At 63.2% G+C, this 20,866-nt stretch carries 26 protein-coding genes; 9 read left to right on the top strand and 17 right to left on the bottom strand.

Features of this window, described 5'->3' with window-relative positions:
- Window positions 1–44 precede the first annotated feature (44 nt).
- The 17 genes from PRtIB026_RS15945 to PRtIB026_RS15865 form a co-directional block, all read right to left on the bottom strand.
- Window positions 45–626, bottom strand: coding sequence for a phage baseplate assembly protein V (locus PRtIB026_RS15945; RefSeq protein WP_203646560.1), 582 nt, complete (start codon window positions 624–626; stop codon window positions 45–47).
- Window positions 623–1,135, bottom strand: a complete 513-nt coding sequence (locus tag PRtIB026_RS15940; protein WP_203646563.1) for a hypothetical protein — start codon at window positions 1,133–1,135, stop codon at window positions 623–625. The genes PRtIB026_RS15945 and PRtIB026_RS15940 overlap by 4 nt, the downstream gene beginning before the upstream one ends.
- Complete coding sequence (locus PRtIB026_RS15935; protein WP_203646564.1) at window positions 1,128–1,790, bottom strand: hypothetical protein; 663 nt, start codon at window positions 1,788–1,790, stop codon at window positions 1,128–1,130. The genes PRtIB026_RS15940 and PRtIB026_RS15935 overlap by 8 nt, the downstream gene beginning before the upstream one ends.
- A complete protein-coding gene (locus PRtIB026_RS15930) occupies window positions 1,787–2,101 on the bottom strand; it encodes a head-tail joining protein (RefSeq protein WP_203646566.1) in 315 nt (104 codons plus the stop codon). The genes PRtIB026_RS15935 and PRtIB026_RS15930 overlap by 4 nt, the downstream gene beginning before the upstream one ends.
- A gap of 2 nt (window positions 2,102–2,103) precedes the next feature.
- On the bottom strand, window positions 2,104–3,099 hold the full coding sequence (locus PRtIB026_RS15925; RefSeq protein WP_203646569.1) for a major capsid protein: 996 nt from the start codon (window positions 3,097–3,099) through the stop codon (window positions 2,104–2,106).
- Window positions 3,100–3,161: 62 nt separating this feature from the next.
- Window positions 3,162–3,509: a head decoration protein gene (locus PRtIB026_RS15920; protein ID WP_203646572.1), complete on the bottom strand. Its 348-nt coding sequence runs from the start codon at window positions 3,507–3,509 to the stop codon at window positions 3,162–3,164.
- Window positions 3,506–4,657 (bottom strand): head maturation protease, ClpP-related, encoded by a 1,152-nt coding sequence (locus tag PRtIB026_RS15915; RefSeq protein ID WP_203652652.1) that lies wholly within the window; start codon window positions 4,655–4,657, stop codon window positions 3,506–3,508. The genes PRtIB026_RS15920 and PRtIB026_RS15915 overlap by 4 nt, the downstream gene beginning before the upstream one ends.
- 5 nt (window positions 4,658–4,662) lie before the next feature.
- Entirely contained in the window at window positions 4,663–6,144 is a 1,482-nt protein-coding gene (locus PRtIB026_RS15910; protein ID WP_203646574.1) for a phage portal protein, read from the bottom strand.
- Window positions 6,141–6,347 (bottom strand): phage head-tail joining protein, encoded by a 207-nt coding sequence (locus tag PRtIB026_RS15905; RefSeq protein ID WP_203646576.1) that lies wholly within the window; start codon window positions 6,345–6,347, stop codon window positions 6,141–6,143. Before PRtIB026_RS15905 ends, PRtIB026_RS15910 begins: the two co-directional genes overlap by 4 nt.
- A gap of 1 nt (window position 6,348) precedes the next feature.
- Window positions 6,349–8,382 (bottom strand): phage terminase large subunit family protein, encoded by a 2,034-nt coding sequence (locus PRtIB026_RS15900; protein ID WP_203646577.1) that lies wholly within the window; start codon window positions 8,380–8,382, stop codon window positions 6,349–6,351.
- 4 nt (window positions 8,383–8,386) lie between these two features.
- Complete coding sequence (locus tag PRtIB026_RS15895; protein ID WP_203646578.1) at window positions 8,387–8,968, bottom strand: terminase small subunit; 582 nt, start codon at window positions 8,966–8,968, stop codon at window positions 8,387–8,389.
- A gap of 160 nt (window positions 8,969–9,128) precedes the next feature.
- Entirely contained in the window at window positions 9,129–9,476 is a 348-nt protein-coding gene (locus tag PRtIB026_RS15890; protein ID WP_203646579.1) for a phage holin family protein, read from the bottom strand.
- 510 nt (window positions 9,477–9,986) lie between these two features.
- Window positions 9,987–10,349, bottom strand: coding sequence for a hypothetical protein (locus PRtIB026_RS15885; RefSeq protein ID WP_203646580.1), 363 nt, complete (start codon window positions 10,347–10,349; stop codon window positions 9,987–9,989).
- Entirely contained in the window at window positions 10,346–12,562 is a 2,217-nt protein-coding gene (locus PRtIB026_RS15880; RefSeq protein ID WP_267812473.1) for a VapE domain-containing protein, read from the bottom strand. The genes PRtIB026_RS15885 and PRtIB026_RS15880 overlap by 4 nt, the downstream gene beginning before the upstream one ends.
- Window positions 12,552–12,629 carry a hypothetical protein gene (locus PRtIB026_RS15875; RefSeq protein ID WP_244671011.1) on the bottom strand — a complete coding sequence of 26 codons (78 nt, stop codon included), beginning with the start codon at window positions 12,627–12,629 and terminating at the stop codon, window positions 12,552–12,554. The genes PRtIB026_RS15880 and PRtIB026_RS15875 overlap by 11 nt, the downstream gene beginning before the upstream one ends.
- A gap of 142 nt (window positions 12,630–12,771) precedes the next feature.
- Window positions 12,772–13,290: a phage regulatory CII family protein gene (locus PRtIB026_RS15870; protein ID WP_203646583.1), complete on the bottom strand. Its 519-nt coding sequence runs from the start codon at window positions 13,288–13,290 to the stop codon at window positions 12,772–12,774.
- A 606-nt stretch (window positions 13,291–13,896) separates the two neighbouring features.
- Window positions 13,897–14,121: a helix-turn-helix domain-containing protein gene (locus tag PRtIB026_RS15865; protein ID WP_125858024.1), complete on the bottom strand. Its 225-nt coding sequence runs from the start codon at window positions 14,119–14,121 to the stop codon at window positions 13,897–13,899.
- Window positions 14,122–14,224: 103 nt separating this feature from the next.
- Here PRtIB026_RS15865 and PRtIB026_RS15860 point away from each other — a divergent pair, with 103 nt between their 5' ends.
- The 9 genes from PRtIB026_RS15860 (at window position 14,225) to PRtIB026_RS15820 (ending at window position 20,864) form a co-directional block, all read left to right on the top strand.
- A complete protein-coding gene (locus PRtIB026_RS15860; protein WP_267812470.1) occupies window positions 14,225–14,893 on the top strand; it encodes an XRE family transcriptional regulator in 669 nt (222 codons plus the stop codon).
- A gap of 246 nt (window positions 14,894–15,139) precedes the next feature.
- Window positions 15,140–15,451, top strand: coding sequence for a hypothetical protein (locus tag PRtIB026_RS15855; protein WP_203646585.1), 312 nt, complete (start codon window positions 15,140–15,142; stop codon window positions 15,449–15,451).
- Between the two features lie 9 nt (window positions 15,452–15,460).
- Window positions 15,461–15,745: a phage antirepressor KilAC domain-containing protein gene (locus PRtIB026_RS15850; RefSeq protein WP_203646586.1), complete on the top strand. Its 285-nt coding sequence runs from the start codon at window positions 15,461–15,463 to the stop codon at window positions 15,743–15,745.
- Window positions 15,746–15,903: 158 nt separating this feature from the next.
- The gene (locus PRtIB026_RS15845) at window positions 15,904–16,221 is read left to right on the top strand and encodes a pyocin activator PrtN family protein (RefSeq protein WP_203646587.1); all 318 of its coding nucleotides are present in this window, start codon (window positions 15,904–15,906) and stop codon (window positions 16,219–16,221) included.
- A 57-nt stretch (window positions 16,222–16,278) separates the two neighbouring features.
- On the top strand, window positions 16,279–16,686 hold the full coding sequence (locus PRtIB026_RS15840; protein ID WP_203646588.1) for a hypothetical protein: 408 nt from the start codon (window positions 16,279–16,281) through the stop codon (window positions 16,684–16,686).
- On the top strand, window positions 16,683–17,231 hold the full coding sequence (locus PRtIB026_RS15835) for a hypothetical protein (RefSeq protein WP_203646589.1): 549 nt from the start codon (window positions 16,683–16,685) through the stop codon (window positions 17,229–17,231). Before PRtIB026_RS15840 ends, PRtIB026_RS15835 begins: the two co-directional genes overlap by 4 nt.
- Window positions 17,228–19,408 (top strand): DNA cytosine methyltransferase, encoded by a 2,181-nt coding sequence (locus PRtIB026_RS15830; RefSeq protein ID WP_420713581.1) that lies wholly within the window; start codon window positions 17,228–17,230, stop codon window positions 19,406–19,408. The genes PRtIB026_RS15835 and PRtIB026_RS15830 overlap by 4 nt, the downstream gene beginning before the upstream one ends.
- Window positions 19,405–19,926 carry a hypothetical protein gene (locus PRtIB026_RS15825; RefSeq protein ID WP_203646590.1) on the top strand — a complete coding sequence of 174 codons (522 nt, stop codon included), beginning with the start codon at window positions 19,405–19,407 and terminating at the stop codon, window positions 19,924–19,926. The genes PRtIB026_RS15830 and PRtIB026_RS15825 overlap by 4 nt, the downstream gene beginning before the upstream one ends.
- Window positions 19,923–20,864, top strand: a complete 942-nt coding sequence (locus PRtIB026_RS15820) for a hypothetical protein (RefSeq protein WP_203646592.1) — start codon at window positions 19,923–19,925, stop codon at window positions 20,862–20,864. The genes PRtIB026_RS15825 and PRtIB026_RS15820 overlap by 4 nt, the downstream gene beginning before the upstream one ends.
- Window positions 20,865–20,866 lie beyond the last annotated feature (2 nt).

Raw genomic sequence — 20,866 nt, 5'->3', positions numbered from 1 at the left:
GCTTTCCTCCAGGCATGAAAAAGCCCGCACTAGGCGGGCTCTGGTCAGTGTTTGTGGTTTGCCGTGTTGCCGGCGGTGTCGATGATCCGGCCCCCGCCGTTGATGTCACCCGTGACCATCAGTGCTCCGTTGATCGTGACCGCGCCGGTCAGCGTGATCGTGTCGCCCTGAGCGGTGATGCTCGAGGACTGGGCCGTGATGGCGTCGTCCGTCAGCACCGCCTGGGAGGCCCCGACCTTCACCGTGACCGTGCCGCTGGGCAACTCGATCGTGTAAGTCTTGGCCTGCCAGTCGTAGACCAGGGAGCCACCGTCGTCGAATCGCCAGACCTCGACATGGTCGCGGTTGTCCGGCGCCGGGCCGGCGTTGCCGTACAGCCCCGGCACGAACGTGCCCTGGGCAGGCTCGCCGCTGGGACTGATCAGCGCGCCCTGCTCGTCCAGGCTCGGCGCCCGCCAGTGGCGTGCCTTACCAGCGGCCTGGCTGTGCCAGCGGACCCAGGCGCTGGTCCAGCCGCTGCCGTCCGACACCCGCACCATCGCGGCGGCCAGGTCGACGGCGACCACCCGGCAGGGGATCACCAGGCTGGCCAGCATCCGGTCGTGCATGGCGGATGCGTAACTCATGACAGTTCCTCCGGGCTGACGGGCTCAGCGTCCTGGCCGACCTTCAGTACCAGTGTGCCCGGTGGCTGCCTGGGCCATGGCCACTCTTCCTCGCCCAGATAAATGATCTGGGTCCACTCCACCACCCAGACCGCGTAACCGTCCAACTCAGGCCGCGTCCAGTCCTGTGCTGCTCGGACGAACTTGGCCTGCTCGATCTCGATGCCCCATGTCTGCATACGCAGCAACACGGTCAACTGGGCCGCCGAGAACGCGGCGATACGGAGGCTAAAGTCTTCCTCCCCCGCGACAATAACGCGCGCCTCGAAACGCGCCTCCACCCCAGCCTCGCCCGTACCAGGGTCCGGCCCCGGCTCCCACTCGACCAACTCGATCACCACTGCGGGGATCGCAATCCGATCAAGCCGGTCAGGCATGGTGCCGACGTATTCCAATGCAGGCAGCGCCTCGGCGATGTGCGCCTCGATCGCGGCGTACAAGCGATCAAGTGGGATCGGATCCTCAGCCATTACCAACCCTCCCCAACAGTTTCTGCAGCTCGTAATTGAGCTCTTGCCTCATGACCTCCAGCAGCCGCTGGTGAGCCTTCTGTGTCCACGACTCGAAGTGCGGCTTCACGTCTTCCAGGGAGATCATCGCCTTGGCCAACGGAAAGCGACTGCCGTTCTCGGCGATCCAGCCGGAGCTGGCCCCACCGGCCCCTGACACTTCGCTGGCCGGGTAGTCGCTCGCCTTGAAATGCTTGCTGGCCGTGCGGATCCAGATATCGGGGTTGCTCCCGTACACCGCCTTGAAGAACGCCCCCTGATAGCGGCGCCCAGCCACCGAGACCCCATTGCGGGTTTGCCGTGGCCGACCCGCGCGACTTGCTGCGATTGGGTCAAGGCCGAACCACAGCTTGCCGCGACCATCACCGCCCACCGGATAGGCCCGCAGGCGCTGACGAACCGAGGCCACGGCGATCCGCTCCTGCACGGCGACTGCCCTACCCACATGCGTGCGCAGCCAGCGCAGGGTCTTGTTGATCGCTCGACGCTGAGCTTTGGCGATGGCCTTGGGGGCCAGCGCCGCGAACTCATCAAACTGTGCGACCTGCTGAGGCAGCGCCTGCAGGGTGATCATCCCGGTACCGGAGGACACCTTGTGATAGCTGCCGACGCTCATACCGATTTCCTCAGCACCAGGGCCACCAGCCCGTCACCGCCTGGCTCGACGCTGGCGATCGTGTACGCGCCGCCGCCGTCCTCCGCCGGCAGGTCGATTTCTACCCGCTGCCGGGCTTCGACCCCGGCGTTGTCCTTCACGCGGATAACCAGGTGCGGCTCCCGCAGCGACGTGGTGATGCGGCCGAGCTTCGGCTGCAGCCACGGTGCAGAGAACATCCCCTGCACTTCGCGCCCATCGATCAGGGCGCGATCGCCCAGGACATCGAACACCGTGTCATCCACTTCGTCGATCAGGTCCCGGAAGGCCATGATCAGAGCGTCAGGCGCAGCACGGCACGCGGCCGGGTGCAGATGTGGAGTGGGTTGGATTGGGCTTCGCCATCGATGCCCTTACCGAACGGCATCTCTTCGATCTTGCTGTAGTACGGCAGCCCCTCGGTGTTGACGGTCTCGATGTAGTCCGCCGGCGCGTAGACCGACAGGAACAAGTCCGAGACGCCTTCGGGCACGAGGCGGGCTTCGTCGTCTGGGACGTAAGCATTGCCGCCCACCTTACCGCGGTAGCGCTCCCAACTGATGCCGCCGAACTCGAACGACTCACGCCCATCACCGCGCAGCGATGCGGCCTGCTGGCTGCCCTTGTAAGTGTCGACCACCGACTTGTGGGCGATCAGCTTTTTCCAGAAGGTCTTGCCGCAGAATGCACGCGCGCCCGTAGTGGTGACGTTGCCAAGAGCATCCTCCTGCATGTCCAAGGCATCCACGCACTGGGCCTGAACGTTCGACTCCTGATCGTTCAGGCCCATCGCCAGCCGCTGCTGGGACACGCCAAACACCTTGTAAATGTCCAACAGCACCGAGGTGCCGTCGGCATCGAGCACCTTGCCGTTGAGTGCCCCCATGCGGTGGAACTCGTGGGTGGCGTCGAGCTGGCTTCGGGCCTTGCTCAGGCGCTTGTTCACTACGGCCTGGACGGCCTGCAGCTCTGTCAGGGCGCCGAAAGCACGGATGCCCTGAATCTCGTCCGCCTTGATCGCGAAACGTTGAGGCAGGTGGATCGTGTTGAGCGGGATCAGGCTGCGCTTGCTACCGCCGACCACCAGACCGGAAGTGCCGCGCTCACCCGCCGGCACCAGGGCGAGGGTATCGCCGTCCTTTTCGATCTGCACGGTCAGGGTCGGGACACCCTCTTCGCGGAACAGGCCCAGCGCGGCCAAGCGGCCGGGAACGTATTCCTGTTCGTTGATGGCTGCGGTCAGGGCCGCAACGCTGAAGGCATCGTCTTGAAAAATGGCGATCTCGGCCATGGGGTACTCCAGAAAGTAAGAACCCCGCTCGGGGCGGGGTTGGGGGAAAACGGAGGGTGAGGTCAGCGCAGGATGATGAAGTGCGCAGCCAGGGCTTTTTCAGCATCGACATCGACGCCTGTCAGCAGGGCCTCGGTGACCTCGGCCAGCCGCACCACGGCGCGACCGCGGCGGGTAGTGTCCGACTCGCCGAGTGGGGCGAACAGGATGCAGACGGCGTTTTCGCTACCATCCTCCGCCGCGGGGCTATAGGCGGTGAACTCGCCGCTCGCGGCGAGTCGCCCCAGCACCTGCCCAGCGACCAGGGCCGGGCCAGCTGCGATGTCGATGGCTTCGCGGGAGATCTTGCCCGCCCCCTCGGAAAGCAGGAACTCACCGGCGTGAACCGGCTCCAGCTGGATGTTGCTCATGGTCGTGCTCCTTTGTTGGCGGCCTGCCGGCGGGCAGCCCAGATATTGGATGGGTTGGGGAGTTGCGCCTTGACCTTCTCCGGTTCGTCGTCAGCCGGTGGCAGGCTGTTGTCGATCTCAAAGCCTTTGCCGGAGCTGACCAGCTTCTCGAACAGGCGCGCCCGCACCGCATCAGGCTCCAGGCCGGCGTTAACGTACTCCGCCGTAAGCTCGGGCAAGCGCGCCGCGACGCAGAGGTCGTGAACACCTTTGGCCCGTGTCAGCGCAGCCTGCACCGTAGCCTGGTCGGTCAGTTTGGTGGAGGCGATCAGGGTCTCGGCCAGGTTGCTGATACCGGCCTTAGCGCAGCCCTGGGTGATCATCAGCGCCAGCACCGTGGAGGCTGCTGGATCCGGCGGGGTTGCTTCAGGAGGAGTTGCTGGGTCATCGTCCGGCGTCTGATCGGCCAGCTGATCCAGCAGCGCCTGCGGCGTCTGGCGGTACCGCTTCATCGCTGCGCCCTGCGCCAGGCAGGCTTTGACCTCGACCCCGTTGCCCACCTCATCAGCCAGGCCCAGCGCCAAGGCTTCCTGAGCCGTCAGCCAGGTCTCATCGTTGACCATGCGGCGCAGCTCGGCGTCGTCGATGTCTGGGGCCTTGGCCCGGTACGCCGCGATGATGGCTTCGAAGGTCTGGTCCAGGACGTCAGCGACGCGGCGCAGGTCCTCGGCATCGCCGCTGGTCCAGGTCCACGGGTTGTGCACCATCAGCATGGCGTTAGAAGCCATGACCAGGCGGTGGGCGCCACAGGCCGCGACACTTCCTGCACTGGCGGCCAGTGCATCGATACGCGCGGTGCAGCGCTCGCCAAGGCGATTCAGCGCGTTGTGAATGGCCAGGCCGTCGAACAGGTCACCACCAATGGTGTTGAACGCCACCACGACCGGCGACACGCCGTCGTCGATCGCCTTCAAATCCTTGATGAACTCGTTCGCGGTGATGCCCCAGCCACCGATCTCACCGTAGATGTAGATCTCGATGGGGACAGGCTCGGTGTTGGCTGCGCCCTCGCCTTCGACCGCTGCGCTGATCTTGTACCAGTGCTGGTCTTCGACCTTCGGCGCCGAGGGCACCTTGTTGAAGATGCGGAATGGCATCAACGGCTTCAACGGTTTCATGGTTTCTCCTTCTCCTCGGGGTCATCACCGACCGCCGACAAAGTGCTGTAACTGAGGCCCAGAGCTTTCGCCCGGGCGAGATCGGCAGCGTTCTCTTCGTCCACCACCTCGGCATCGGTACCGCCGCGCAGGCACACTTCTCCACGCGAGGCGAACCCAGCCTTGATTTCCAACATGCGGGACTGCACGTCCTGAACCGGATGAATGTAGGCCCAGCCCTGCGGCACCCAACGGGTACGCTGGTACTCCCGGCGCCGCAGTGAGTAGTCCGGCAGATCGAGTGCACCGGCGAGCACCGCCATGTCCAACCAGGCTTTGCGCACTGGCCGGCACAGCTGGTGGACGTATACCTGGAACTGGAGCTGCTCCAGCCGGCGTCGAAACTCCGTCAGCACCACACGGATCGCCCGATCGTTCACGCCCTGCATGTCGCCGGTCATCAGCTCGTAGGGCAGCCCCGATCCTGCCGCTGCAGCCATCAGCTGCTGCCGCATGAAGTCGGGGTAGTTGTTGCCCGCGTCCGGCGGGTCCGAGAACTCGACCTGCTCACCAGGGAGCAGCTCCTGCATCGTGCCGGGCTCAAGCCCCACCATCGGCGTGAAGCCATCGCGGTCGAACTTGACCGGCGCACCGGTCAGCGGGTCGATCTGTGGGGGGCCGTCTGGAGAAGGCTTGCGAACAAAGCCTGCGAACAGGTTCGCCACTTCCTGGCGGAACAGCACCGCGTCGTCGAAGTTGTCCAGGCTGCGCAGGCGCTTCAGCACCGGCGCCAAACGCGGTACCCCACGCAACTGGCCAGGCTCCAGCGGCTCGAACACGTGCAACATCTGCTCGGCCGGGATCCGCACCAACTGGTTATAGCCAGCATTCAGCGTGGACTTGTCGCTGGGGTGATTGCGATAGCACCAGTACGCCACGCGCCGGCCCATGCCGTTGAACTCGATCCCGGCCCGGATAACGTTGCCGAAGCGGGTTACCTCGAACTTGTCATGGGGGACGAACTCCGGCGACAGGCACTGCAACTGCAGCGGCACCGCGTAGCCATCCTCCAGACGACGCGGACGCAGGCGGATAAAGCATTCGCCTGACTGCTCCACGGTACGCGCCACCAGGGCTTGCTGGCCGTAGAAGTCGGTGAGCTGATCGGCGTCCGCTTCATCGACCCAGTCCTCCCACAATTCCTGCATCGCCTTGCGGACCGCCTTGTCGAGCAACCGCGGATGCGGCGTGATGCCGGTGCCGATCAGGTTACTGACGCGCTTGTCGATGACGTTGGCGGCATAGGGGTCATTGCGGACCGCGCTCCGTGAGCGGGAACGCAGGTTGCGCAAGGCCGGCATGATCAGGCTGTTCACGCCGGTGTCCGGCGCATCCCACCCTGATGAGCGCCGTCCCTCGGCGGCGCCTTCGTAGCTGGCCTTGATCCGTTCGGGCACCAGGATGCCCGAACGGCCAAGGGACAGATAACGTCCACTCACAGTCCCTTGCCCCCATGGTAGACACGGGTCACGCGCGAGCGCGGCCCTGCGGCGCTCACCAGCTCGGTGCGAATCAGGTCTCGGGCCTTGATCAGCTCGTCAACCGTTCGATACTCCACGGTGCGGTCCGAGTAACGAACGATCTTTTCACCGCGCGCAATCGCCCGCTCGACAGCGTCGAGGTGTGCTTTTGTGTAGGCCATGTCAGCGTCTCTTGAGGTAGCCGCTGCTGGAGCTGCGGCGTTGCATAGGTTGAGGCGCGGCTCGCGGAGCCGGCGGTGTTGGCGGATCGGCGCGCCTGATCGGTGCCGATGCCGGCTGCTCGACCTCTTCGTCCTGGTCGTCGGCATCTGGCTCGCTGGCCTGGGGCCGGGCTGGAGGCTGCTCGCCCTGGTCGAACAGGCTGGCCTGAGCAAGCGCCTGCCGCAGCTTGTCCCAGTCCTGTTCGCCATAACGGTGCAGGCCGAGGAAGTTGGCCATGGCCAGGTTGTACACCATGAGGTCAAGCGCCTCGTTGCGCTCGGCTTTGCTCTTGACCCACTCAATCCGCTTGTAGCCCTTCACGTAGCGGGCGATCTTGCGTTCGGCCACGCACTGCTGGAAGAACTCGTCCGGCAGGTCCTTGGCGAAGTGCAGCGCGCCCGGCCCCGTCTCAAAGCTGTAGCGGTTGTAGATCCAGTCCTTGGCCGTGTCGGTACCAACGATCCACAGCTCAGCGCCGTTGCGCTCGGTCTGGCCCTTCCAAGTGACGTCCACCTGCGACGGGCGCTGGGCGATCACTGGCCGGCCCGGCTTGCTTGCTCCCTTGAGCGCAAAGACGTTGCGCCAGCGGCGCACGCGGGTGAACTGGTAGACCTCATGCGTGTGGTGGCCGCCGGAGTCGATGCCGGTAGCCAGGATCCCCAGGCTGACGCCGCAAGGGTGCCGGTAGCGGATCTTGAGGCGGTCATCCAGTAGAGCCCAGGTACGCTCGTCGGCCGGGTCGCCAGGGATCACCTGGTGATCGACCACCCAGCGCTCCATGCCGGTGCCCCAAGCCATGACCATCAGCTCAAGGCGGTTGGCCTGGACGTCGACGGAGGCCGTCAGCGCAAGCGCCCCCACGGGCAAGGTGCCCAGCACGTAGTCTTCCTGAAGCGCACGGGCCTGTAGCACCTCGGCCTTGGTCTGCTCGATCGCGCTATCCCAGACCTCGGCCAGACGGGTGTTGTAGAACACCTGCATGGGTTCAAGGTCGCCGCGGTCCTGGGCGCGCTTGGCCTCCTCGAACTCGCGGGCCAGCATGGCCCAAGAGTGCCAGCCGAGCGGGGCGTACAGTGCATTGAGGTGGAAGCTCACCGTTTCGCCGTCGCCCTGGGCGTGGGCACGCCACTCGCCCTTCGCCAGCATATCGGCCTTGTGATGCTCTTCGATCAGCACGTCGCAGTCGGCGCCTTCGCACTGGTAGTGCACGCGGCTGAAGTCAGGCGAGTACAGCAGGCGATCCCACTTCAAGACCTGCATCGTCCCGCACGTTGGGCAAGGCACGTAGTAGTGCCGCTGATCCCCCATCAGGAACAGGTCGTCAATCCGCGAAGCGCCTTTGATGAGCGGCGAGCTGGAGAAATAGAACTTGGCGTTGCGGCCGAAGGTACTGCCCCGCGCCTCGGCCAGTTTGATCGGGTCGCCCTCTTGGTCGACGTCGACGTCCCAGCGGTCGACCTCATCGCCATACACGTAGCGGGCGGACAGCTCCGACAGGTTGGCAGCCGAGCCAGCGGTGGTGGCGTACAGCGTGCCACCCTCGAACTCTTTGGTGTCCATCGTGTTGCGGGCATCCCTGGAACGGTTAGCCGCCACGCGCGCCTTGAGTTCTGGCGTTGCGTCGATCGTCTTGCCAATCCGCGAGGACACCCGCTTGGCTAGGGCCAGGCTGGGCAGCAGGGTCAGGATGTTGGAAGGCGCCATGTGGATCAGTGCGCCGATCCAGTTCAGGGCGATCTGGGTTTTCATCAGCTGCGATGCAACCTTGGTCACCACCCGTTTGCAGGGGTGAGCAGGCGACAGGCAGCGCATGGGTTCGCGGGCATACGGGGTACGCGCGGTGCGGTACTTGCCGGGCTCGGCGGCGCCGGTATCACGCGGGATCCGCATGTACTCGTCCGCCCACTCGTCTACCCACAGCTCGGGGTCAGGCGTCAGCCCTCGGCAATACGCTTCGCGGAACACCTTGGCACCGTCTGCGTATCCGGTGGGCATAGGCTCAGCTCTGTGTGATGGCTCGGTCGAGGTCGGCACTGCTCATCTTGTCGACCTCGGTGAATACGCGGCGGAACGCGGTGGCAAGGTGCTTCTCGATGTCCCATGGATCGTCCATCCCCACAAGCTCGGCAGCGAGCTGGGGTGCAAGGCCGAAGAACTGGTCGCGAAGCATCCGACCGGCGGCGTAGGCCGCGTCTTCCACCGCCTTGCGCTCGACCAAGTCGCCCTGAACCTTGTGGAACTCGGCCTCGGCCAGCTGCGCCAGGTAGAATTCGCGATGGGCTTTCGACCGCTGGAAGTTGTGGCCACTGCCCGGCGCCGGATCCGCCTGCTGCACCGCAGGTGTGTCGCGGCCTGGCTGGAGCTGGCTGCGCACGTCGCGTTCTATCCGGGCTTCTTCATGCCGGGCCGCGACGGGCGCCTTAGCCGGATCCGCCGATTCGGCCAGCAGCAGCTCGGTGGCTTCGACGTCGACCTTGCCGTCGGCAGTCAGCACCAGGCGTTCTTGCTTGGCCAGTTTGGAAACGTAGGATTTCGACCATCCATTGCGAGCGGCGAACTCCGATTTCGTCAGATGGGTCATGTCGAAAAGTCCAGTTCACCCAATGAATTCAGGGGGTTAACCAGTTCACCGCAGTTCACTAAGCGGGTGAACCGTCCGCTAACAAAGAATCGCGGGTTCCCGGTCCCGTACCCCGTCCATATCGCCAGGGTCCCCGGCCCCACCCAGGATTCCGGGCGGGTCACTGACCCGGCTCGCCTGCCTGCGGCGCCACTTGCCCGAGGCCCAGCCGCTTGGCGGCCCAGCGCTCGTACAGGTTGATCGCCACGTCGGCACCGGCCATCGCGGTCAGGCAGCCAATCGCTGCCGATGCCCATACCGACATGCCGCTGGCATACAGCAACATGTTGGTCGACAACCCGCAGGTGACGCAGGCACCCGACCGCAAGGCCAACCGGCGAACCAGCCCCCAACCGCGAGCGCCCGCCTTGTCCGCCCGCCACATCTCCCCCGACACGCCGCCGACCAGGGACAACACAATCACCATCCAGATTGGCAGTTCGGCCAAGGCTTGTTGCTCGCTGTTCATCCCTTCCCCCAAATGCAAAAACCCCGGCGCCAGGGCCGGGGTTTTTGGTGTGTGGCGAGCTGCTTTGTGCGCCCGCACGTCTCGAAGATGGGTACTTTTTACAGGTCGATTCCGGTGGCAGCAAGCGAGTTTTAATGCCACCCCGCAATAAGGGGGTAACGCAGGGGGAATGTCTGGAGAATGTCGGGGGAATACACCACCCCGGCTTAGCTTCACTTTGGTGTTGCCCCATAGGTCCCAAGGCTAGCGGTAATGGTGGGACTGTGGAGCCCTTGAATTTAAAGGGCTGTCCCACCGTCTAACTGTTTTAACCCTTTCCCGTGTAAAGAGAGAGATTTAAAGCACGCTGCGCGCAATGCGCGCGTAACGCGCTACATGCGCCCTACGTGTGCGTCTGCGGGTGGATGGCGGGACAGTGGGACAGCCCGCGACCTGCACGGGCTTGAGTGTGGATGACCTGCGAAAAGCATGGTAGTCCAGCGGCTGGACGGTGGGACCACGGAAGGCGAATCATGCCGCACTCCCCATCAGCAAGCCTGCGATGCAGACGTGCGCCTCATGCAAGCGCTTGTAGTACGTATCGCGACTACACCCACAGTGCTGGTACTTCTGGTACAGCTCGCTGTCAGCGTTGCAGTAATGCTCATTAACCACCAGGTAAAGCTCCGGTGTCAGATGCTTGTTCACTATGATCTCGATGTCCGCAGACTCATCGAGCAGCACCTTGCTGCCTCGGGTTCCGCGCACCAGATCACCTTTACACTCCATCAACAGGCCGAGCATGCTACCAACACCTCCCGCCGAATGACAGGGCTCCGGCGCATGCAGCTCTTGCGCCCACAGTTTCAGCATCTCATCGATGTGCTTGATCAAAAGCACTCCTCCTTCGGTGCTGGAGCCTGCTGTTCCAGGGGACTGGTGCGGCCCCAACCCTCGGGCTTCTGATACGCCCAGGGCCGCTTGCCGCTCTTCGGCAACGCGGCAAGCCGCCGACGCCGCCAACCCAGGCGGTGCATGATCGACCCCACACGCATCTGCTCAGGCTTGCCCCAGTGACCGGGGTCCAGCTTGAGCGCCTGTCCCAGCACTTCGCTACCGGTGACTGTCTCCCCGACCTGCGATGCCTCCAGCCACTCAAGGATCGGGCCTTCCCATTCATCGACGACGAAGCGCTCTTCCTGCTCGGTCGTGAACAGTTCTTCCTCCTCGCGGGTGACCCACCAGATATCACCGGCCTGGTAGCAGAACATGGCCTCGGCCCACAACTGATCGCGGACCCGGCGCAACGCCTCCAGATCGACCTTGACGCAGGCGACCGGCCAATAACGCCGGTTACCCGTGGCGTCTTTGAGGTATTCATCTTGGTTCGTGGTACCCGCGAAAACACACTGGCGTGGCACGTCGCTCGTTCTTCGCCCGTAGCTTTCGCGGTAGGTGTCGATGGAGGCCGAGAAGAACTGCTTGGCCTTGGTGCTCTCAGCCTTGTTGAAGCTGTCCAGCTCGCCCAGCTCGACGATCCATTTGCCCCGGATCGCCTGGAACGCGTCCTTGTCACCCAGAGTGAACGGCGTGTCCATGAACCACTCCCCCCCAAGAATGCCCAAGGCCGAAGACTTGCCCGCGCCCTGCGCCCCCTCAAGGATCATCACCGCGTCCGCCTTGCAGCCGGGCTTCATGACACGCGCCACCGCCGAAATCATCCAGCGCTTCCCGACCTTGGCGCTGTACTCGTTCCGGGGGACGCCGAAGATCTCATGCAGCCAGCGCTCCAGGCGTGGAACGCGATCCCATTCAAGCTTGGCCAGGTAAGTGCACACCGGATGGAAGGCGTTGTCATGCGCCACAACACTGACTGCCTCGACCACATGCGAGGCTTTAACGCGCAGGCCCTGTTGAGCCAGCCACTTCATCACACGCATGTCGTCGATGTCGCTCCACTCCCCCGGCACGCCGCCATAAGGCGCCGCACGGAGACGCATGATCTTCGAGCTGAAGGCGTTGTAGCCGATCACCCCGCTCCACCGCTCGTCGTTGGCCAGGATCAGCTCGACGTTCTGCATGTGGGCGATCATGGCACCGCTCTCGGTCCTGGCCAGCATGTCTTTCCAACCACCAGTAGCAGGTGGCTTGATCACCGCGGTGACCTGCCGACGCACGGCCTCGAGGCCTTCGGCGCAGTGCAGATCATTGAAGTCGGTCCACTTCACTTCGCGCTCGACCGAGAAGATCGGGCCGACCACCTGGCCACCGACCACCACCGCCGCGTTGTTGGCCTTTTCCTCACCAGGGTTCCAGGGCTCGCCCGTAGGCCGCTTGGTCTTCCAGTCGTCATCGCGGCAGATGATGATGGACCGACCAGGGAAGCGCTCGCGCATGTGCTTGGCGACCGCCATCAGGTTGCCCGCATCGAAGGCGATCGCCACCGCCTGGGAGGTCGCCATGTGCAGGCTAGCGCCGGTGGCGTATCCCTCGCACACCAGCACCGGCTCGCCTGGTTCGGGGTGACCGCCAATCATGTGGAAAGCCCCGTCCTTGGCCATGCCATGCGGCCAGTAGGACTTATCGCGGCCGGTGTCCTCTTGGACCGTCGGATAAATCACCTGCAGGCCGACGATGGCATCCTGTGCATTCTGCATCGGGACGAGCACCGCGCCCGACTTCGGGGCATAACGAACCCCGAAGCCGACCACCTGCTTGCGGTCAAGGTAAGCGCTCCGCCCTTTCTCGGGCATGCGCTTGAACAGTGCGTCGGCGCGCTTGCCCGCACGACGTGCCGCGTTGGCGGCGACCTCCGCTGCACGCCGCTTGGCGTCAGCCTGCCGGGCCCGCATCACTTCACGCTCGTCCGGGGTCAGCCCTCGACCATCGGTCTTCACCTTCTGCGTTTCGCCAAGACGCCAGTCACCGAAGCTGCCGAAGATCAAGGTTTGCCCTTTCTCGGTCAGGTGTTCATGCAGGACATACCAGCCGTTCTTTTCCTTGCCCTTGTCATCCTGGGTGCGGCAGCGGGTCAGCTTGCCAAAGATCAGGGGCTGTTCAGGCTGCAGACCGTAGTCGTGCAGCTGATCAAGAACCTTATCGAGCATACCGAGCCCCCCGCCCCTCATGGATCTGCTGGCACTCAATGCAACGCGCACAGCCCTTCTCTGCCACCCTCCTGGCTTCGGGAATTGGCTCTTCACAATCAACGCAGTCCAAAAGGGACACGGGCAGTACCCGCGCCCGACGTTTCGCAGCCGCCGCGATTGCGGTGTCGTTGTGCCACTGAGCTTGATCATTCGCCCGGTCGATTACATCACCCACGGCGCGCCCCCCGAGTGGTCTGGTTGACGTACTCGGCCCGGCGATACATGCCGAGTAAACCTTGGATACCTCGGAATACCTGGTGCTGGATCTCGGCCAGCTCCTGATCGTCGACCTTTCCGTCGCCAATGCTGCGCGCCCAGGTCTCGGACAAGTTGGCAACCTGCCGGAAGAACTCGGCAAGGCCCATGGTCAGCGTCTCGGGGATGTCACGGGTGTAGGCGTCCGACAGCTCCTGCCAGATGGTGTCACCAACCAGGGCATGTACCGAGTCGAGGATGCGCGGATCCTTTGTCAGCTCAAGGATCTCGCTGAACTCTTGAACGTTGACGGTATGGGTAGGATGGGTGGGAGACAGCTTGTGTTGGAGGGTGGTGGCGTTTCGGCCAGTGGTAGCGGCGATGGCAGCTGCACCGCCTGGGTAATCACGTACAGAGTGGTACAGCGCGAGTTCGAGCGGCAGCACTTCGCGCTTGGCGCGGTCAGGGCAGCTCATTGCGATTCGGCTCATGGCATATGTCCTTGTCAGTAGCCAGTGCCTGCGGCGGGCAGTGGTGTTGCATGCGCCGCATAGCGTTGAGAGAGTAAGTAGCCGGGCAGCGAGGGGCTGATACGGCCTCCTGCCGGGGCATCGTTCCATCGACAGCCCCTGGCGAAACTGTCGCCTCCCGTGGTGAAGGAGGCGGTACCCAAGCTCCGTGCCTGGGTGGTGCGATCAAGGTAGTTGGACCTATGTGGTGTGCCCGCCGACCTATCACGCATCCCGGCAGCATCGTGGTGCTACTGCCGAGTGATGGAGGCGATCACACGCCTCCTCTTTTGACACATGGCATTACGCCACAAAGGCTGCCAGTGTCGGCGGCGAGCCGTGGTGTTACACTCGCCGCGTGGCTTGAGAGAGTCACTGCCGGAACAGCCCAATGGACTGGCCCGGCCCCGCCGCCCAATCTGTGGTGGAGAAGGCGGCACCTCCAGGCACTAATGCCTGGACCCCGTGTACAAGGTGAGCGGTTACGTGGTGTGCCCTCCCACCCTAAACACGGCCCGGTAGCACTGTGGTGGTGCCACCGGGAGAAATCAGGCGACCTTCGGGTCGCCTTTTTTCTTTGTATGCGGCCTATGCCGCTCGCGGCTCGTCCATCTCGGGCGGGAAAACATCATCCAGCGCACATTCCGCGCCCAAGTCATTCAGGGCTGCAGTGATAGCACGGCACTCACTTAGCCCCGGCATACGAAGCCCAGACTCATAGTTACTCAATCGGGCTTGGGTCCATCCCAACCGAGCAACCAGGTCCCTCTGCTTGATACCAGCGCTTTTTCTTATCTCAGCGATACGATTCATAACGAAGACTCCGGTTGACTCGCTGACAAAGATAACACGGACCGTGGACTAATCAACACGGTTAGTGCAAAAAAAACATTTCAGTACGTGATAAAAATCAGGGATGAAGACACTCGCACAACGCATAAAGCACTTCCGCAAGGCCAAGGGCCTGAGCCAGCAATCACTGGCAATCGCATGTGGCTGGGAATCTCAATCCCGCATAGGCAACTATGAGCGGGGCATCAGAGAGCCCAATCTCGCAGACATTGAAAGGATGGCGAGCGCGCTGAACATCACCTTGGGAGAATTGCTGCCGGGCTCCGCCCCGACTGAAGCGCCGCCCAGCGTCAACATTACATTCGCAAGACGGGCCTTGGAGGGCGCGGTGCCGGTAGTAGGCTATGCACAACTAGGGACTGACGGATACTTCGAAGCCCTGGATTTTCCCACAGGGCATGGCGATGGATACCTCAACATCCATAGCGATGACCCTGATGCCTATGGCTTAAAGGTTACAGGGGACAGCATGCACCCGAGGATCAAGAACGGGGAATACGTGCTTGTGGAGCCAAGCAAGAGGTACTACAGCGGCGACGAGGTGCTGGTCAGAACATCGAACGGCAGAACCATGATTAAGGAGTTCATCTACCTGCGCGACGGAATGTACCGGTTCGATAGCGTCAACGCTGACCATGCGCCGATCCATGTCGATGAGGCAGAAATTGAGCACATCCATCTGGTTGGCGGCATCCTCAAATCATCACGGTTCATGCACACCTCGAAAAAATAAAACGATCTGTGTTGACACGAGCAAGCACGGTGCGTGATATTTGCCTCACTCTTCCACCACAGAGTGAGGCACCACCATGCACACCACTGCATCACTGCACGTCCATCCGGCCGCCGCATCAACTGATCTGATCTTCAAAATCCGCCGCCTAGCCCGGCAACACGGCTGCGCGTTTGGCGCCACCAAGCGCCCCACGACAGCGCCCACCATCCGCCCAGCGGCCCCAGACGATGGGGGGCACGCAGCATGAGCTACGCACTGAGCCATAGCGCTTTCAGCTGCCTCAAAGCGCAGACCAACCTGTCCGGGCAGTTCTCCCACATCCTCCGCGACGAGGCGAACGGTGCCCGCGCCAAGGCCACTCTGCAGACGGAGGTCTATCTCGACCAGCTCAATGTGGTGATCCGCATGGGCTCGACGGTGAACACGCTGACGTTGCCAGCAAACAGCCTCGCCAGTGCGAGAAAGATCGCGGGTCACCTCGAAGCGATCGCCAACGGCCAGCTGGACACCGCCGACATGCCCCCAGTCGAGCAAGCGCTCGCTGACGCAGCATAGGAGGCGACCATGGAACGTACCCTGGCACAAACCGCCAAGCTGTTCGGCATCAGCCGCAACGAGCTGATCAGCCGGATGCGCGAGAACGAACTGCTGAACGATCGCAACCTGCCCCGCTACCCCACCCGGGACCGCGAATACCTGCGGACGAAGGAGGGGCAGTGGTTCCATCCCAAAGCAGGGATGCAGTACAGCGAGTCGACCCGCGTGAAGCAGGCCGGGATTCCCTGGCTGGCAGAACGTCTGAAGCTGCAACTTCCGACACCACCGGAAGACAAGCGCTATGCGGCCTAGGCAGTACGCAGCCCAGATCCTCCAGCTCAAGACCCGCGAGGAGCGCAACGCCGCGCTCCTGCAGGTTCCTGAAGAGTGGCGCGACCTGGTACGCAAGCACTGCGAAACCACCTGGCACCATCCGTCACGCCACAAGCTCAGGGAGAGCCCGAAGCCTGATGAGCAATACAACAGACCAACTAGCGCTGCGCCTGCCGCACGCACCTGACGCAACGACTGTAGAGCTGCTCTACCGCATCTTCGGCGATGTTCTCATCCCGCTCGACAAAGTGCGCATGCAGTACTTCCGCAACCTCAACGAAGACACCTTTTCCGAGCAACTGAAGGTCGGCCGGATCTGCCTGCCAGTGACCACGCTGGACAACAGCCAGAAGGCCTTGAAGTTCGCCCACATCCGCCATGTTGCCGCCCTGATCGACAGCAGGGCCTATCAGGCGGACGAAAAGCAGTCTCGACCCACCGAGCAAGACAAGTAGTAGCAACACCACCAAGGGCCGCCACCACCGGCCCGCACACCACAAGGAGTTAGACCCATGACCCCCCAGCAGGTTATCGCCCTCATCGTCATCAGCGCATTTGTCATTGGGCTGTTCGCTTACGCTTATTGGTTTGGCCGCCAAGAGGGGCGTATTCGAGGCCAGGCGGCAAGCGATCGCGAACACAAAGCAACCATTCAGAAGCTTGAGGCGTCCCTGGAGTTCCTGCGCAATGACCACCGCCACCTGGCAGAGCACGCCAAGCAGCTCAAGGAAACCAACGCGCTGCAGGAGACACATCACCGCTCGCTGCTGGAGATCGCTGAGGCACTGCGCATTGCCGCCGAGACCTGGAGCGCCTTCAAGACAGGCAAGAAGCTCGAGCGCGATGCACGCCGCCTGCGCGACGAAACCCTCGCCATCGCTCACTTGCTGAAGCCCGCCGAACAGGAGGCTGCAGCATGAATCAGCCCCGCCACCACATCGGCTTGCTCTTCGATTCAGCGCCCTGCGCCGGACATGCCCGCGCCATCGCACCGGGACAGACACCGACCCAGACCCCGGAGGAAAGCGGGCACGCGCGCGACCAGGTGAACGCTACCCGCACTCCCGCTTTGCTCCGTGAAGCAGCTGGCGTCGACGCGCAAAAAACAAAGAGCCTCTGCTGCGCAGCAGCAGGCATTATTTCCACCCTCAACGCCCCCGCCAATTTGCAGATACCCCACGACAGGCTGCGCCAGGCAGCGCCCGCTGATGCAACGCTAATCGCTTCAGATCGCCCGCACGCGCAGCTTGCCAAGGGGTATACGCACCTCCCCTACTTCGCACTCACCGCCAATGAGCAAGCCGTATGCAACTGCATCGCCGACGCGATCAACTCGACGCTTGCGGGGAATGCTGCAGGCGTGTTCGCCTCCGTCGATGAGATGGCCTTGGCCATTCACGACGCCCTGCTGCAGGCCGACTCCCTGAACGCTAAGCACGCGCACCAGGGAGGGCAACAGGCATGACCTCGATCGCTGCAGCAAAACTACCCAACCCCCAACACTTCAAGACCCAATTCTCCCTGGCGCTGGAGCCACAGGACGACGAGTTGGTAGTCGATTTCTTCTGTGGCGGCGGCGGTGCCGGTACCGGCTTGGAGATGGGCCTCGGCCGCAAGGTTGATGTAGCCAAGAACCACAGTCCGGCCGCGATCAGCATGCACACCGCCAACCACCCGCACACCCGACACTTCACCACTGACGTATTTGACGGTGACCCAGACGAGGAATGCCAGGGCCGCCCAGTGGGCTGGTTCCACATGAGCCCCGACTGCACACACCACAGCCAGGCTGCCGGCGGGCAACCTCGTAAGCACGAGATCCGCAACCTGTCGTGGAGCGGTCTGAAGTGGGCCGGCAAGAAGAAACCCCGAGTGATCAGCCTGGAGAACGTGAAGCAGATCCTGCAGTGGGGGCCGCTGATCGCCAAGCGCGACAAAGCAACCGGCCGCGTCATCAAGCTGGACGGTAGCATGGCCAGCATCGGCGAGCGGGTGCCAGTACACCAGCAGTTCCTCGTGCCTAACCCGAAACGTCGCGGCATCACCTGGCGCCGCTTCGTGCAGTTGCTCGAAGGGATGGGCTATCAGGTGGAGTGGCGCGTGATCAAGGCCTGCGATTTCGGGGCGCCGACCAGCCGGGAACGCCTGTTCATGATCGCCCGTTGTGACGGCCAGCCAATCGTGTGGCCGGAGCCGACCCACGCCAAGAACCCGGCCAAGGGCCAGCAGAAGTGGCGCACCGCCGCCGACTGCATTGATTGGAGCGTGCCGAGCAAGAGCATCTTCGGCCGCAAGAAGGACCTGGCCGCCGCCACCCTGCGCAGAGTGGCCAAAGGCATGAAGAAGTTCGTACTGGACAACCCGCAACCATTCATCGTGCCGATCTCGAACTGGTCAGGCGAGCTTGCCCAATCGGCACACGAGCCGCTGCGCACCGTAACCTCCTGGCCGCGCGGCGGTGCCTTCGCCATGGCCAGCCCCACCCTGGTACAGACGGGCTACGGTGAGCGCGAGGGGCAGCAACCGCGCGTGCCGGGCCTCGACCAGCCGCTTGGCACTGTCGTCGCGGGTGGCGTGAAGCACGCGCTGTCGAGCGCGGTCATTCTCCCCGCCACTCACCAGGGCGCAGACCGTGTCAATGACCCCGCCGAACCGTTGCCCACCGTGACCGCCGCCAACCGCGGCGAGTTGATGATGGCGAGCCCGATCATGGTCGGCGCCGGCGGGCCTGTGTATGCCGGCCACCCCGTAACTGCCGATCACCCCATGGGCACCTTGATGACGCGCAGCCACCGTGCACTGGCATCGGCGCACCTGGTCAAGTTCAGGTTCAACAGCGAGGGCGCGGCCATCACAGACCCAGTTCCGACCATCACCAGTGGCGGTAACTACAAGCGGCCAGCCGGTGCGGCTCATGCCATGGGCGTCTGCACAGCGTTCATCGAGCAGGCCAACGGCGGGTTCAACACCACGCCAGCCCGGGGCATGGATGAACCCATGAGCACCGTCACCAACACCGGTAGCCAGCAGCGCCTGGTAACGGCGTACCTCGCAACCCTGCGTAACGGCAGCACCGGGCAGCAGGCCAATGACCCGCTGAGCACGGTCACCGCCGGAGAGCATCATGCACTCGTGGGGGCAAACCTGCTGCACCTGCGCGGCAACTGCGATGCCCGTGACGTTGGCGAGCCCCTGCACACGGTCAGCGCCGGCGGCACCCATCACGGCCTGGTCGAGTACAAGCTGTCTCCAGAGCAGGAAGAAGGCGCGTTGCGGGTCGCGGCGTTCCTGATCAGCTATTACGGCACCGAGAACATAAGCAGCTGCGACGCACCGGCGCCGACAGTGACCACCAAAGATCGCCTGGGCCTGGTCACCGTCTTCGTGAAGGGCACCCCCTATGTGATTGTCGACATCTGCCTGCGCATGCTGCAGCCGCACGAGCTCTACCGCGCCCAGGGCTTCCCAGCCAGTTACATCATCGACCAGGGAGCCGACGGCAAGCCCTTCACCAAGACCGAGCAGGTCCACATGTGCGGCAATAGCGTCAGCCCGCCGCCGATGGCTGCTCTGGCCAGGGCCAATGATCCTTGGAAGCACCGTATCCATCACAACGACCACCAAGCGAGGAAGGCAGCATGAGCCGCACTCAACACATCATCTTCACCGCGACCTCGCTTGAGCACGCACTTTCATCCGTTCGCAGCCTCCACGACATGAGCACAGAGCTGATAGCCCAAGAAGTGTTCCGGCAGATGTCGGAGCTAGCCACCCATCGACTGACACCAACGACCGTCTGGTGTGGCCCAGGCGGACTGTACCAGTCGAAGTTGGATGCAACCCGCAACGGCGAGCAACAGATCGACTCAGCCATTCTGGTCGACACTTCAGATCTCGCAGATCTAGCCGTCGACATGAACGACGCGCATGACGCCATGAGGGCAGCTGACTTTGCTAATCGCCGGTACGCCGCCGCAGTCCAGCACTCATACCCCAAGGGGACCAAAGTGCAGGCCGATGTAGGAGGCCATTTAATTACTGTGGAAATCACTGGTTACGGCTCTTATTGGAGCAACCCAGGCGAGCTTTACGGCACCAACGTGAAGACAGGAAAAGCCCGCCACTTCAGCCACAGACATGTGCTGGAGGTGCAGCCATGAATCACACCAGCCAAATGGTCAGCGCACCCAGCGAGCTGCTGGAGCAAGCCCTTGATGCCGCCGCTGCCGTCGGCATGCAGGACGTAGCGGACGAACTAGACCGCATACTGACCCCGGCACCCAATCAGCCACACGAAGTTGCGGCGACGCCAGTTGACATCATTCGGTTCGTGGCGAATGACCAGGGCATGGAAGAGCACGACCTGGGTGAATGGGTCGCCTATGGCGCCCACGCTGAAACCGTTGCGCGACTGCGCGAAGGCGTCAGCAAGCACTGGAAGGTGGTGTGCGATCAGCGCGCAGAAATCAACACCCTGCGCGCCCAGCTGGCCATTGCTCGGACCGCTTTGCAGAAAATTATGCACGCCACTGACGACTCACAGGATGACGGGGCGCACCACAAGAACGCCTACAGCATCGCCGAGCACGCCGTGAACAACATGAATGCTGCGTGCCGGCACCTCAACGTGGCGCCACGCAGCACCATCACAGACGGAAAGTTAATTGGCTATTTTTGCAAAGACTGCGGATCCCCATCCGCCAGCACAGAACTGAGCGCGCCTGAGTACCCACGCGTCGAAATCGTCAGGGCGCACGAGCACAGCTGCGCAAGTTGCAAGGAAGGCGCCGACTATGGCCCTTGCGACTGCGGGGCGATCGTTGATGGTGTAGCGGTGAAGGTAGATGCGAGCGTACCAGTAGAGCGCGCCGATCCAGGCAGGCAAGTGCCTCTCTCGCGGATCAGGGAAGCCATGGAGTTTAGTGCCGCAGGCCACAGAGCGGCAGAACTCCAGATAGGTGAGACACATTTGCGTGTCACGTACCACGGAATCAAGTGGCACCACGACAGGAGGCATTGCAATCGGTGGGAGCCTCTGGCTATCGAGGAGTTCGACGACCTCCTTTGCTTTGCCCTGAAGCGCGAGGTGCAACCATGAGC

It is taken from the genome of Pseudomonas sp. RtIB026, from assembly GCF_016861355.2.
GTDB lineage: Bacteria > Pseudomonadota > Gammaproteobacteria > Pseudomonadales > Pseudomonadaceae > Aquipseudomonas > Aquipseudomonas peradeniyensis.
The sequence above is the reverse complement of the archived record's forward strand: the minus strand, read 5'-3'. Positions and strand labels throughout refer to the sequence as shown.